12 protein-coding genes are annotated in these 14,068 nt (G+C 37.5%); 5 read left to right on the forward strand and 7 right to left on the reverse strand.

Annotation, left to right across the window (positions count from 1 at the left end; translation table 11 throughout):
- The first annotated feature begins 133 nt into the window (after positions 1-133).
- Positions 134-1,777, forward strand: a complete 1,644-nt coding sequence (mqo, locus tag TOL5_RS12020) for a malate dehydrogenase (quinone) (protein WP_151751944.1) — start codon at positions 134-136, stop codon at positions 1,775-1,777.
- 338 nt (positions 1,778-2,115) lie between these two features.
- Here the strand turns inward: mqo and TOL5_RS12025 are convergent, their stop codons facing one another.
- Complete coding sequence (locus tag TOL5_RS12025) at positions 2,116-2,451, reverse strand: helix-turn-helix domain-containing protein (RefSeq protein WP_004831035.1); 336 nt, start codon at positions 2,449-2,451, stop codon at positions 2,116-2,118.
- Positions 2,452-2,492: 41 nt separating this feature from the next.
- Here TOL5_RS12025 and TOL5_RS12030 point away from each other — a divergent pair, with 41 nt between their 5' ends.
- Positions 2,493-3,008: a hypothetical protein gene (locus tag TOL5_RS12030; protein WP_227560623.1), complete on the forward strand. Its 516-nt coding sequence runs from the start codon at positions 2,493-2,495 to the stop codon at positions 3,006-3,008.
- A gap of 103 nt (positions 3,009-3,111) precedes the next feature.
- On the opposite strand, the gene TOL5_RS12035 is transcribed toward TOL5_RS12030, so the two are convergent.
- From TOL5_RS12035 to TOL5_RS12060, 6 genes are all read right to left on the reverse strand, one after another.
- On the reverse strand, positions 3,112-3,630 hold the full coding sequence (locus tag TOL5_RS12035) for a hypothetical protein (protein WP_151751943.1): 519 nt from the start codon (positions 3,628-3,630) through the stop codon (positions 3,112-3,114).
- A 163-nt stretch (positions 3,631-3,793) separates the two neighbouring features.
- Entirely contained in the window at positions 3,794-6,433 is a 2,640-nt protein-coding gene (locus tag TOL5_RS12040) for a bifunctional aconitate hydratase 2/2-methylisocitrate dehydratase (protein ID WP_121774702.1), read from the reverse strand.
- Between the two features lie 357 nt (positions 6,434-6,790).
- Entirely contained in the window at positions 6,791-7,060 is a 270-nt protein-coding gene (locus tag TOL5_RS12045; protein WP_004831040.1) for a hypothetical protein, read from the reverse strand.
- Positions 7,061-7,227: 167 nt separating this feature from the next.
- A complete protein-coding gene (locus tag TOL5_RS12050; RefSeq protein ID WP_227543993.1) occupies positions 7,228-8,448 on the reverse strand; it encodes a tetratricopeptide repeat protein in 1,221 nt (406 codons plus the stop codon).
- A gap of 69 nt (positions 8,449-8,517) precedes the next feature.
- Positions 8,518-8,892, reverse strand: coding sequence for a hypothetical protein (locus TOL5_RS12055; protein ID WP_004831043.1), 375 nt, complete (start codon positions 8,890-8,892; stop codon positions 8,518-8,520).
- A gap of 69 nt (positions 8,893-8,961) precedes the next feature.
- Positions 8,962-9,726, reverse strand: a complete 765-nt coding sequence (locus TOL5_RS12060) for a glutathione S-transferase family protein (protein WP_009586566.1) — start codon at positions 9,724-9,726, stop codon at positions 8,962-8,964.
- A 397-nt stretch (positions 9,727-10,123) separates the two neighbouring features.
- Between TOL5_RS12060 and TOL5_RS12065 the strand changes: the two genes are divergently transcribed.
- The 3 genes from TOL5_RS12065 to TOL5_RS12075 are packed head-to-tail and all read left to right on the forward strand — an operon-like array spanning position 10,124 to position 14,029.
- On the forward strand, positions 10,124-11,329 hold the full coding sequence (locus TOL5_RS12065) for an SfnB family sulfur acquisition oxidoreductase (protein ID WP_005029327.1): 1,206 nt from the start codon (positions 10,124-10,126) through the stop codon (positions 11,327-11,329).
- Positions 11,330-11,363: 34 nt separating this feature from the next.
- Positions 11,364-12,596, forward strand: a complete 1,233-nt coding sequence (locus TOL5_RS12070; protein WP_151781557.1) for an SfnB family sulfur acquisition oxidoreductase — start codon at positions 11,364-11,366, stop codon at positions 12,594-12,596.
- Positions 12,596-14,029: an LLM class flavin-dependent oxidoreductase gene (locus tag TOL5_RS12075; RefSeq protein WP_151751942.1), complete on the forward strand. Its 1,434-nt coding sequence runs from the start codon at positions 12,596-12,598 to the stop codon at positions 14,027-14,029. Before TOL5_RS12070 ends, TOL5_RS12075 begins: the two co-directional genes overlap by 1 nt.
- Positions 14,030-14,068 lie beyond the last annotated feature (39 nt).

A 14,068-nucleotide genomic window follows, 5' to 3' on the forward strand; every position in this document is an offset into this window, starting at 1 on the left:
ACATCTTTACAAATTTAAAAGCAAATTATTTCATATATTTAAATCGTTTACGCAAAAAAACATTACACAAACTAACATTTATGTAACTTTTCTACATTACAATATTATTAAAACTTGATGAAACAGGAAATATATGAAGAGATTTTTTAAATACCTACTGATTGTCATCGGAGTTGTATTTGTTATTGGACTGATCTTTTTATTCAGACCAATTAGCTCTAAAAAAGTGACTACAGCAGCTGATGAACCTGTTGTTGATGTGGTACTTGTCGGTGGCGGTATTATGAGTGCGACATTGGGGACATACCTCAATGAAGTTGAACCTGATTGGACAGTCCAAATGTATGAAAGATTGGATCAAGTGGGTCAAGAAAGTTCTGCAGGATTTAATAATGCAGGTACTGGACACTCAGGCTTTATGGAAATGAACTATACCCCTGAAAAAGACGGTAAAGTTGACATTAAAAAAGCCATTGATACTGCATCACAATTTGAAGTAAGTAAGCAATTCTGGTCATATCAAGTCAAAAATGGTGTCTTGGGTCAACCATCTAGCTTCATTAATCCTGTTCCTCATATTGCCTTTGTTTGGGGCGATAGCGTGAACTACATGAAGAAGCGCTACGATGCAATGCGTCAAAGTCCAATGTTTGAAGGATTAAAATATACTGAGAATCCTGATGAAATCAAACAATGGGCGCCCTTAGTCATGCAAGGTCGTGATGCAAATCAAAAAGTTGCAGCGACACGTATGGATGTGGGTTCAGATGTCAACTATGGTTCAATTACCACACAATTAGTTGATCATTTGAAGAAGCAACCAAACTTCAAGCTTGAAACATCAACTGAAGTAACTGGCATCAGTCAAAATGAAGACAAGACTTGGACTGTATCGTTTAAGAACCTAAAAACCAATCAAGCAAGCCATGTTAAAACTCGCCATGTATTTATTGGTGCGGGTGGTGCTGCAATCAGATTATTGCAGATGACAGGTCTTGAAGAAACCAAGCAATATGCTGGCTTCCCGATCGGTGGTATCTTCTTAATGACAGATAATCCTGCTGTTACTGCACAACATACTGCAAAAGTATATGGTAAGCCTGAGTTAGGTGCACCGCCAATGTCTGTTCCACACATTGATACTCGTTATGTTGATGGTAAAAAATATGTGTTGTTTGGTCCATTTGCCACATATTCAAACAAGTTCCTTAAAAATGGTTCTCAGTTTGATTTGATTGATGCGACCAACAAAAACAATGTCATTCCAATGGCAACCATTGGTATTGAAAATCTAGACTTAGTGAAGTACTTGGTGAGTCAAGTTGCGATGTCTAAGCAAGATCAGTTCAATGAATTGAAAAAGTATTACCCTGATGCAAAAATTGAAGATTGGAACCTAAGCCAAGCAGGTCAACGTGTTCAAATCATCAAAAAAGCACCGGGCAAACCAGCTACCCTTCAGTTTGGTACTGAAATCTTTAGCTCTAAAGATGGTTCAATCACTGCGTTACTTGGTGCTTCTCCAGGTGCATCAACTTCACCATATATTATGTTGAGTTTGATGGAAAAAGCTTTCCCTGAGCAAGTAAAAGGTAAATGGAATCCTAAGTTGCATGAGATTGTAAAATCTTATCAACAGGATTTAAACAGCAACCCTGCTCTACTGGATCAAGTACGTACTTATACCAGCGCTACTTTGGGTTTAAATTATACACCTACACGTAAAGCTGCTAATGATGCGACCACAGCAACTCCTGCTGTTGCAAATGCACATTAATTTGCGTTGATTTAAAAGATGAGCTTAGGCTCATCTTTTTTTATGGCTGAATGACTGATTTTGTGCTTTAATATATATAGTATGAGATGAGCCTTATATGAGTATAGCGTGAGCTATACGAGGAGCCCCTGAATAAGGGGCTTTTTAATGCCTACTCAAAAAACTTTCTGATTAAGCAAATGGTTATTAAAGAAAATTAAGCTTTACCCAATTGATTAATTTATAAAAGATGAGCAAAAACTTTATTTATTTTCACTGAATCAAATTGATTTAAAACAGATCATTATAATTTTAGAATAATAAAAATTTGAATGTAATAATTTACTTATAAAAATAGATTACGATGATTTATTTTGAATCAAACTATATATCAGTTGTTTTAAGTTATCTTGAATATCTTTGGGTAATTGTATAAATAAAGCATCGATAGGCATCTTATCCCAATTTTCTGAGACATTCTCTTGCTCATCTAAACTTTCAGCCAATAAGAATAGTTGTGCGACAGAACAATTAAAAGCTTCCGCAAGGTATTGGAGTATTGCAGGACTGTACCCTTGATTGCCATTCTCAAGATTGGAAATGTTACTTTTTGAAGTATTGGAAAAATCGGCTAATTGCTGTTGAGTCCAGCCCTTCCGTTTTCGCAAATAACGTATTGCATGACCTATATCCATTCCTTGATATTAGCTTAACAAAGTATCCTAAACGTATTGCAATGCAATATATTGTGCATCAAAAGTATTGTTTTACAAAACAAGAGTTTTGCAATACAATACCCACTCATTCACTAAAATTTAGAAAAATGATGAAGCATTCAAATATTGTTAAAAATATTTCTACAGATTTAGCCGATGTTATTATTATCATTCAAACAGCACTTGAAAATTATTTAATTGATTTAAGTATAAAAGTAGTGAATAAAGAAGAGCTTGATTATTTTTGTACAGCATTATTATTTACCATTTGTTCAAATAGTATCAGTGATACGAATAAGCAATTTGTATTAACTCAATTTGAAAATCCAGAATATGCAGATATTAAGATTGATTATTATTCTCAATATTTTAATCAAAATACAACCTTATTTATAGATGATCAACAGATCTACCCTATGCTATTAGCATTTTTTGACTCTATCAATACGGATTTTAACCCACTGAATATTAATTCGATTATTGTTATTTTGAATTTTAAAAAGATGATGATGAATATTATAAAAAAGTATAGTTAACGATTTTCATTCGAATCGATGAAACTGATTATTTCATATTTGAAATAGAATATTTGATATCTCAAATAGTTATAGATTAATTATAATAAGGTACATTTTACACTTAATATTTTAAAAAAATTTTATACCCAAAATGTAAAACATATAATTGTCCATTTGAATCAATGACTTTTTTAAAACATTCAGCTATTTTTTTAAATTGATCGATAATATCATCTCGTTGATAGGTTAATTTTTCTTGTTTTAAACTATTTCTGACAATTCGACATTCCTTACTTTCACTAAACGGATCTTCATCATCTGCAAGTTGATAAGAATAACCACCATTTAGTTTTAAAGTTTCTGGTGAGAGTTTAAGAATATCCACGATATGTACAAATAAATCATATGCTTGTTGAGCCCCATCAATGTCAATAATAGTTACACCATAAAGATTTAATCCCATATGTCTTATTTCCATCGATGGATTATAAGCAGGTATCCATTGTAAAAAATCATAAAAATACAGAATAAGATCATCATGAATTGAAACATCATAAGGTACTTTATTTATTACATTCATATAATCTTGATATGTATATATTTCTTTATTTGAAACAACAAAATCGTGAACTAGAGCCATTTTTCACCTTTTTATACAAGATTTATGCAATTTTTTTAATCTCATTGTCTAAACTGTTCTTCTCATTCTATTTAAGTCAATCATATCTATAAGCGCTTATATAAACTAAGGGCTGATTAATCAGCCCTTAGTTTTAACTCAATTTAATTTATTTTTCAATAGATTAGCTTAATTGAGCAGCAGCAATTTTCTTAGTATCAATGTCTTTAGCAGCATCTGTATACTCGCCCATCTTATCGAAGTTCAAGTATTGATAGATGTCAGCAGACATGCTGTCGATTTGAGCAGCATATTGTTGATACTCTTCTGGAGAAGGTAATTTACCCAATACCGCAGCAACAGATGCAAGCTCAGCAGAAGCTAAGTAAACATTTGCACCTTGACCTAAACGGTTCGGGAAGTTACGTGTAGAAGTCGATACACAAGTCGTGTTCGGAGCTACACGTGCTTGGTTACCCATACATAATGAACAGCCAGGCATTTCAGTACGCGCGCCAGCTTTACCATAGATGTTATAGAAACCTTCTTCCATCAATTGATGCTCGTCCATACGTGTTGGTGGAGCCAACCATAAACGAGTAGACAATGAACCACCAGGTACTTTATCAAGTAATTTACCAGCAGCACGGAAGTGACCAATATTAGTCATACACGAACCAACGAATACTTCGTCAATCTTAACGCCTTGAACGTCAGAAAGAAGTTTAGCGTCATCTGGATCGTTCGGGCAGCAAAGAACAGGTTCTTTAATGTCAGCAAGATCAATTTCATACACTTTCGTATATTCAGCATCGGCATCAGCTTTAAGAAGTGATGGATTCGCTAACCATTTTTCCATGTTCTCAACACGGCGCGCCATAGTACGTGCATCGCCATAACCTTGAGAAATCATCCACTTCAACATTGTGATGTTAGAGTTCAAGTATTCAGCAACTTTCGCTTCAGAAAGCGTGATTGAACAACCAGCAGCAGAACGTTCAGCAGAAGCATCAGAAAGTTCGAATGCTTGTTCTACAGTTAAGTCAGTTTCCATTTCTGTTAAGTCGATTTCTAAGATACGACCAGAGAAAATGTTTTTCTTACCTTTTTTCTCTACAGTTAAGTCACCAGCTTGGATTGCATAGTAAGGAATCGCATGTACAAGGTCACGTAGCGTGATACCAGGTTGCATTTTACCTTTGAACTTAACAAGCACTGATTCAGGCATATCAAGTGGCATAACACCCGTTGCAGCAGCGAAAGCGACTAGACCAGAACCTGCAGGGAAAGAAATACCGATTGGGAAACGAGTATGTGAGTCACCACCAGTACCAACAGTATCTGGAAGAAGCATACGGTTTAACCAAGAGTGAATAATACCGTCACCTGGACGTAAAGAAACACCACCACGGTTCATGATGAAATCAGGAAGCGTGTGTTGCATTTGAACGTCAACTGGTTTTGGATATGCCGCAGTGTGACAGAAAGATTGCATTACGAGGTCAGCAGAGAAACCTAGGCAAGCCAAGTCTTTCAATTCGTCACGTGTCATCGGACCTGTTGTATCTTGAGAACCAACAGTAGTCATCTTAGGTTCACAGTAAGTACCTGGACGAACACCTTGACCTTCAGGAAGACCACAAGCGCGACCAACCATTTTTTGCGCTTGAGTAAAGCCTTTACCCGTATTCTCAGGTTGAACTGGAGCACGGAATAAAGTTGAAGGAGCAAGACCGAGAGCTTCACGTGCTTTCGCAGTCAAACCACGACCCACGATCAAGTTGATACGACCACCAGCACGTACTTCGTCTAGAAGAACTGGCGTTTTCAACTCAGATTCAGCAATTTGCTCACCCGCTTTGAACGCAGTAACTTTTGCAGCAGCATGATCAATCTTAAGAACGATTTCATCGCCCATGTTCATGTTAGCAACATCAATTTCTACAGGTAATGCACCAGCATCTTCCATAGTGTTGAAGAAAATTGGTGCAATTTTAGAACCTAAGCAGTAACCACCGTCTTTTTTGTTCGGGATGTGAGCAATCTCATCACCAAAGAACCAAAGCACAGAGTTTGTAGCAGACTTACGAGAAGAACCTGTACCGACAACATCACCAACATAAGCAACTTGATTGCCTTTCGCAATAAGTTCTTTAATTTGGTTGAGTGGACCAACTTCACCTGGAACTTCTGGGTTAATACCATCACGAACGTTTTTCAACATTGCATTGGCATGTAATGGAATATCTGGACGGCTCCAAGCATCTTGCGCTGGAGACAAATCATCAGTATTTGTTTCGCCAGTAACTTTGAAAACAGTCAGTTTGATTTCTTCAGGAACATCTTTACGGCTAGTGAACCACTCAGCATCAGCCCAAGATTGCATCACTGCTTTCGCATTTACGTTACCCGCTTTCGCTTTATCAGCAACATCATGGAATGCATCAAATACAAGAAGTGTTTTCTTCAATGCTTCTGCAGCTAATTCAGCAAGTGCTGCATCATCAAGCAATTCAACCAAAGGAGCTACGTTGTAACCACCAAGCATAGTACCTAGTAAGTAAACCGCGCGTTCTTTAGAAACTAATGGAGAAGTCGTTTCACCTTTAGCCACAGCAGTTAAGAATGCTGCTTTTACATAGGCTGCTTGGTCAACACCTGCTGGAACACGGTTTTCAAGCAAATCTACTAAAAATGCTTCTTCGCCTGCTGGTGGATTTTTTAATAATTCAACCAAGTCAGCAGTTTGAGCATCGTCAAGTGGCTTCGGTGGGACTCCGAGTGCGGCACGTTCTGCAACGTGTTGGCGGTAAGCTTCTAGCACGGTGTTATTCCTCTTTTTAAAAATTTACCTGTGAATTCCTGCTTATAAAAGCTTCACAGGCAATATGGACTGTCAAATTTTACTAAAAATCAAGCCAAAAGTTAATGCAAAGAGCGTATTAATTCGTGATGCCCATTATTTTATAAATAAATACTCATCACTTTTCTGCGCAGTTGAGTCTGTATTCGCATCGATTTTGTATTTAACTCTATTTTATAGAACAGGCACAAAAAATCATAAAAAAATAATTTTGTAAAATACTGACTTGAAAAAGTCTTTTACATTCACTTGAGCTTGTTTCATACATAAAAAAGGCAACTGATGTTGCCTTTTTTTGCAGCTTAAGTACATTCCACCTTAGTGGACTGTTGTACTGTTTGTATATTTTTGAAATTCTGTTCGACAGCCTTCGAATTTCATCTGAACCTCATCCTCATGCAACATGACATGATCAGCACAAGCAAAAGAAATTTTGACTTGATATAGTTTTGCTTGTTCATCGATAAGGTCTTGGAAAAAAACTTGATCGCCTAAACTCAGTACATAATGGCTTCCACTAATCACCGCCACACCCTGTTCGTCTTCTAAGAGCAAATCGGCATTATGTAAATATGCAACAACTTCCATGGCACACTCCTCGACTTTTTTTGTTTTCTATTTCTATATTTTATATATGCTTTTCAATTTTTATGCTAATCATTTTTTGTGACGAGCTGTGTGAAATACAACCATATTTCTGATAACTCAAGCTAAAAAAGACCGTCATTAGACGGTCTATATAAAGTCTGGCTAAATTAAGATATAGGACACTCAAAAGCATGCATATATTGACCATTCACCATCCGTGATTCTAATTTACACAAGTCATATTCTTTCATGGTATCTAGATCCAGCATATAACCCGCTTTTTGAGCTTTGAGCATCGCTTCTAATGCTTTGTTTTCATCTCTTTTTACACCTTTACCACGATAGTAAGCATCGCCCAAAAATAAATTAGCGCTCATATCTCCAGCTTGTTCAGCTTTGGAAAAATAATCAAAGGCTTTTTTAGCATCTTTTTTGACATATTCGCCTTTAGCATAAATCAGTCCCAAATTAATCGCCGACTGCACGCTACCACGTTCACTTGCTTGATCCAACATTTGGATACCCTTTTGAACGTCTCTTTTAGTACCTACAGCTTGATAATACATCCAACCAAGATTACCCAATGCGTCCACATCGTTACGTTGTGCAGCTCGCTCAGTCCATTTAAAAGCCAATTCAGGGTTTTGTTCAACATATTCATTCTCGGAGCCATATAAACCACCAAGAATAGCTTGTGCTTTAACATTGCCCTGTTCTGCGGAAAGTGTCAGAAAATTAATACCTGCTTTAATATTTTGTGGAACAACATCTCCCTTATATAGCATTTCTCCGTACATTTGTTGGGCAATCGCCAATCCACCTTCCGCAGATTTTTTTAAATACACGATTGCCTTATCTGTATCTTGTTGTACCCCTATACCTTGTGCATAGGCTGAAGCTAAATTAAAAGCACCAGTAGTGTCACCATGGTCAGCAGCATAAGTCAATAATTCTGCAGCTTTCTTCTCATCTTTAGCAACAGCATCACCACGCGCATATAATGTAGCAAGATTGACATAAGCAAATATTTCACCTTTATCCTTAGCTTTATTTAAAAACGCTACTGCTTTTTGGTTGTCTTGAGTTACACCATCACCTTTGTAATATAACCAGCCCATCGCATTCAAAGCCAAAGGATAATCCTGTTGAACAGCTTGATTGAGATAGCGTAGTGCTAGGGCTGGATCTTGGTTTTTATAAAACAAAAAAAGTTGGTATTGCGCCTTGGCTTGCCCCTTGTCTGCTTGCGTTTTTAGTTGTGCAATATCAGGCTTGATTGCTTGAACTTGTTTTGTCACGGTTTTGCTTTCTTCAGCTTGACTCATGACTGAAAAAGCCAAGAAAAATGAAAGTAAAGAAATTTTTGATATAGATCGTTTATTAGACATGATTAAACTCAGTGTTCATTGACTATAATTATTAGAAAGGATGTAATTTAAATGATAAAAAACCGTTCCTTAGAACGGTTTATAATCTGGCATTTTTTTCGGGTCATGTGGTGTATTGACACATTGTTCATACGCTTCATTTTTAAATTTTGCTTGGATTGCATCTTTATCTGCTTTTAATTCAGCATCAGGCAATGCATAAACTTTTTCCAAATACTCTAGTACAAAACCTTTCGTGGTTGGATCAGTCACTTTATTGGCATATTCAAGTGCTTCTTTCTTGGTGATACCATTTTGACGATCTAAAGTAATTGAACGTGCTGCATTACCAATACTGGTGCAATAACCTTTCCAAATTTCTTCAGGCGTTGCAGGTTTTTTTTCAGCACAACCGACCATCAATAAAACAGTGCTTAGCGCACCCAAAATTATGAATTTCTGCATTAAAAAATCTCCAATTCATGACTATGATACTGAATTTTTCAATAAATTGGAGGCTTTATTCATTTGAAATTACATTCCACGCCAATCTACACGTGCATTGCGTTCAGTGGCATAAATTCTTTTCACATACTGCCCAAGCGGTAATTCAAGTAAATATTGGCTAAATTCTACAAACTCTTGAGAAATATGCTCAGCATACTCCTTTTCCCATGGTGTTGAATCGAGCTCTAATAACGGTGCTAACATGGCACATACTGAAATATCTGCCAAACTAAAACGGTCACCAACAAAATAGCGACAACCATTTTCAATCAAAGTTTTATTTAAACTGGCTATGGTCAAGTCAAGATTATATTTAGACTCTTCAACCTTTTCTTGATCAAGTTGATAACTTTTAGATACCAAGGTTTTGAGTATAGGTTTAGAAATCTTTTCAAACTGACGTAAGTAGCCTTTTTCTCCAATCATAATTTCTAAAGGCTCATCACCTTCTGCCAATGCATGAGCCAATCCCCAACGGCGCACGTGTATACCCAATTCATTGGCAATTTGATCAATTTCAAGTGTTTCAGCCCGCCATTTAGGGTCAATACGAATTAAGCGATGTTCAGGGTACATTTCATCAAGATACAAGGCGATTTGCGTAGAGCCAGCAATAAACTGTTCACCATCTTTTAAAATGGGTAATTTATTTTGTCCGGTTTTTAACTGTGCAAAAGCACGATGTACGCCTGGTATTAAATTCTGCGCAACAAAATCCAATTCTTTATGATCGAGCAACCAACGTGCTTTTTCACAGTAATGTGAGAGTGGGAATTGGTACAACGTACGCATGTAATCTCCAAATTATTTTTTTAATTAAAGGCTTAGCCAACCTAAAACAATAGGATTTAATCCTGAGTAATTCTCTGTACTTTAGACACTCATTGCTTGAATTACAATGTACTTTTTACATCAATCGCTCGTCATCTGACCCAATGCTTATTCAACGGTTATATCTGTTTCTTTAGTCTTTATTCAGCTTTTGAATAAAGACACAGGAATAGATTAAAAAACAATCTTACAAATCACAGATTAAATTTTCTATTTCAATGACTTATATTATCTTATTTTTTAAAATACTATGCTATTTTTCTATTTAAGATAATTTTTCATAAATTAAGCAGAATACTTCGTTTAATTTTTCTCACAATATTGCTTAGCGTTTTGGTATCTATAGAAAGGTGCCGATATGTCTAGTTTGAATTCTTCTACCTCAGCCACAGTGATCCAAAATGATCAACAGGCGATTAATGCAGCTTACCAAGTTGCTGATTTTGCTTTGGTAGAACGAAATATACGTGATCAACAACGAATTTTACCTGTTGATGTCATCCAAGAATTAAGCCACAAAGGATTAGGTGGTATCCGTATTGCAAAAAAATACGGTGGTGCTCAAGTTTCCAATAAAACGCTGGCACATGTTTTCCGCATTTTATCTAAGGCAGATGCCAGTGTTGGTCAGATTCCCCAGAACCAATTTGGTTTGTTAAATGCTATCGAAAACATTGCCAGTGAATCACAAAAACAATTTATTTATGCTGAGATTTTAAAAGGTAAACGTCTTGCCAACGGTGGTCCTGAACGCAACAGCAAAGATACCAAAACGATAGAAACGCGCTTAGATCAGGTAAATGGTCAATATATTTTGAATGGCGAGAAATTTTATTCAACAGGTTCATCATTTGCAGATTGGCTCGCAATACGTGCAATCCATCCATTGGGACATACTGTTCTCACCATTATCAATGCCCAAGCTCAAGGTGTCGAAATAGCAAATGATTGGGATGGTTTTGGTCAACGCACCACTGCCAGTGGTACTGTCCGTTTAAAAAATGTGGTGGTCAGCCCTGAACTAATCATGGACGAAAAGCCACTTGCGGATGCCTCAAAGTATCGTGGTGCTTACTCTCAACTGATTCAAGTCGCCATAGATGTGGGAATTGCTGAAGCAGCTTTTGCCGATACATTGTCTGCAATCCATAAAGCTCGTCCAATCGTAGATGCAAATGTCGAAAAAGCCAGTTTTGAAACTTATACATTACAAGAAGTCGGCAAGCTCAATATTTTACTGGATGCGGCCATTTTACTCTTAGACGAAGCTGCCGAATATTTAGATCAGTTAGATGCCCAAGACATCGTCACACCAGAACAAGCCAGTAAAGCATCCATTATTGTGGCTGAGGCAAAAGTATATGCCAATGATGCTGCATTACAGATTTCTGAAAAACTTCTTGAATTGGGCGGTAGCCGTTCTAGTTTATCTATTCATAACCTTGATCAACATTGGCGAAATGCTCGTGTACATACCTTACATGACCCTGTTCGTTGGAAATTACATGCCATCGGCAACTACTACTTAAATGGCACACAAGATCAACGGCATGCTTGGATTTAAGTGGTAATTCAAAACATTCATTCAGGGGAAATATATGAGCACTTATCAAAATATCAGTAAAACATTAGATCATCCAAATCACTCATTCGCCAAAGCACATATCATTAAAAGTGATGCAGAAGCCTTAGAGATTGCAGAAAAACTAAGCCAACAATTTAAGCAAGATGCGATTTTACGTGACGCTGAACGCCTCTTACCTTTTGAAGAAATTGAGGCTTTCAGTCAGTCAGGATTGTGGGCAATCACTGTGCCAAAACAATATGGGGGTGCTGAGGTATCCAGCCATACTGTTGCCAAAGTCATTGCTTTGTTCAGTGGTGTGGATGGCTCTATCGGTCAAATTCCACAAAACCATTTTTATGCTTTAGAAGTATTACGCAATACAGGTACAGCACAACAACAACAAAAGCTTTATCAGGAAGTGCTTGAAGGTGCTCGCTTTGGTAATGCTTTGGCAGAATTTAAAACCAAAACGGCAGCACAAAAGCATACCCAAATCAGTCAAACTGAACATGGCTATGTGGTCAATGGTGAAAAATTTTATTGCACTGGTAGCCTTTTTGCACATCGTATCCCGACATTGGTAAGAGATGCTGAGGATCGAGAATATCTGGCATTTATTTCAGCAGATGCTCAAGGTTTACAACGAATCAATGATTGGTCTGGTTTTGGGCAAAAAACAACGGGCAGTGGTACGGTCAAATTTAATCAAGTTTTTGTTGAATCTGAAAATGTTATTAGTTTTGACACTGCCTTCTCAGAACCAACCTTAGTTGGTCCATTTGCGCAAATCATGCATGCAGCGATAGAGACTGGGATTGCTCGTGCAGCATTTGAAGAAACCATTGAGCGTATAAAAAAAGCACGTGCGTGGATTGATGCCAATGTAGAACGTGCCGATCAAGATCCTCTAACGATTTTCGAATTAGGACGTATAGCTGCTGATGTACGTGCAAGTGAAGTTTTATTGAAACAAGCTGCTCAATCAATTGACCAAGCCAAGCCTCATCCCACAGAAGAAAACATTGCCAAAGCATCGATTGATGTTGCAAAAGTCCGAGCACATAGTACTGAAACCGCTTTAAAAGCATCCTCAAAATTAATTGAACTTGCAGGAAGTCGTGGAAGCCAACGTGCAGATGGTTTAGATCGATACTGGCGCAATGCACGCGTACACACTTTACATGATGCATCACGTTGGAAATATTTCTTTATTGGAAACTATGTACTCAACAACATCCTTCCACCACGCAGAGGGACATTGTAATGACAAATACATCTCAAAAAGCAGCCAATAAAAAGAAAATCTTACTGAATGCCTTCGATATGAACAGTGTTGGTCATATTAATCATGGATTGTGGACGCATCCTCGTGATGAATCACATCGTTTTAATGAGCTGAATTACTGGACAGACCTAGCCAAAACATTAGAACAAGGTTTATTTGATGGCTTATTTATTGCTGATATTACAGGGGTCTATGATGTGTATCAGAATGGAATAGATTTAACCTTAAAAGAATCTATCCAATTGCCAAGTCATGATCCCTCTACCCTGATTTCTGCAATGGCAGCAGTGACTCAAAATCTAGGTTTTGGCGTCACCGTGAATTTAAGTTATGAAACGCCTTACCAATTTGCACGGCGTTTCGCGAGTTTAGATCATCTCACACAAGGTCGTATTGGCTGGAATATTGTGACCGGTTATTTAGACAGTGCTGAGCGTTTAATTGGGCAAAAAGGTCTAAAAGATCATGACTTACGTTATGAACAAGCTGAAGAGTTTTTAGAGCTGTGCTATAAGTTTTGGGAAGGCTCTTGGGAAAATGATGCCATACAGAAAGACAGGCAAAAGCGTATTTTTACCGATCCCCAAAAAGTACATCAGATCAATCATCATGGTCGCTTTTATCAAAGTCAGGGCGTATTTCAAGTTTCACCTTCTCCACAACGTACTCCTGTCCTGTTCCAAGCGGGTGCTTCTCCGCGTGGGCTAGCGTTCTCGACTCGACATGCTGAATGTGTATTTATTGGTGGTGATCAACCTGCAAAGATCAAACAGCAAGTGGATAAAATTCGTGAATTGGCAATACAACAAGGGCGTGATCCGCAAGACATTAAAATCTTTGTCGGCATAACTGTTGTCACTGCGGAGACAGATCAACTGGCACAACAAAAGTTAGCTGAATATGCCAGTTATGCAAGCCCCGAAGCAGGTCTAGCACATTACTCCAGCTCAGTCGGCCTTGACCTTTCACAATATGCAGATGATGAAGCCATTCCTTATCGTCAAACCAACAGTATTGCTTCAGTCAACAATAAGTTTAAAGAAAATAAGATCACACCAAATGATCTTAAAGCACAACACCAATTGGGTGGACGTTATCCATTGATTGTCGGAAGTGGCGAAACCATTGCAGAAAAACTGATTCAACTCCTAGATGAAACAGGAATTGATGGTTTTAATCTCACCCGTACTGTTGCACCAGAATCCCATCAAGACTTTATCAAATGGGTCATTCCACAACTACAACAACGTGGTCGGTTTAAAACACAATATGAGAATGGCACTTTACGCAACAAAATCTTTAAACAGGGTGATTATTTAAATCAACAACACCCTGCTTCTGCTTTTCGATGTCAAAACTCTAAACAAAACAACAGCATCGAAACAGACAGCCTACAAGCACAAACTGTCTAAACACCATTGATTTAAATTATTGACTTTAAGGGGTGTCAC

The sequence above is a fragment of the Acinetobacter sp. Tol 5 genome, assembly GCF_019702905.1.
Lineage (GTDB): Bacteria > Pseudomonadota > Gammaproteobacteria > Pseudomonadales > Moraxellaceae > Acinetobacter > Acinetobacter bereziniae.

Bases quoted from the DNA above. Each gene is read 5' to 3' on its own strand.
- TOL5_RS12055 (WP_004831043.1), bottom strand. From the start codon at position 8,892: ATGCAGAAATTCATAATTTTGGGTGCGCTAAGCACTGTTTTATTGATG.
- TOL5_RS12035 (WP_151751943.1), bottom strand. From the start codon at position 3,630: ATGGCTCTAGTTCACGATTTTGTTGTTTCAAATAAAGAAATATATACA.
- TOL5_RS12030 (WP_227560623.1), top strand. From the start codon at position 2,493: ATGCAATATATTGTGCATCAAAAGTATTGTTTTACAAAACAAGAGTTT.
- TOL5_RS12060 (WP_009586566.1), bottom strand. From the start codon at position 9,726: ATGCGTACGTTGTACCAATTCCCACTCTCACATTACTGTGAAAAAGCA.
- mqo (WP_151751944.1), top strand. From the start codon at position 134: ATGAAGAGATTTTTTAAATACCTACTGATTGTCATCGGAGTTGTATTT.
- TOL5_RS12065 (WP_005029327.1), top strand. From the start codon at position 10,124: ATGTCTAGTTTGAATTCTTCTACCTCAGCCACAGTGATCCAAAATGAT.
- TOL5_RS12070 (WP_151781557.1), top strand. From the start codon at position 11,364: ATGAGCACTTATCAAAATATCAGTAAAACATTAGATCATCCAAATCAC.
- TOL5_RS12045 (WP_004831040.1), bottom strand. From the start codon at position 7,060: ATGGAAGTTGTTGCATATTTACATAATGCCGATTTGCTCTTAGAAGAC.
- TOL5_RS12025 (WP_004831035.1), bottom strand. From the start codon at position 2,451: ATGGATATAGGTCATGCAATACGTTATTTGCGAAAACGGAAGGGCTGG.
- TOL5_RS12050 (WP_227543993.1), bottom strand. From the start codon at position 8,448: ATGTCTAATAAACGATCTATATCAAAAATTTCTTTACTTTCATTTTTC.
- TOL5_RS12075 (WP_151751942.1), top strand. From the start codon at position 12,596: ATGACAAATACATCTCAAAAAGCAGCCAATAAAAAGAAAATCTTACTG.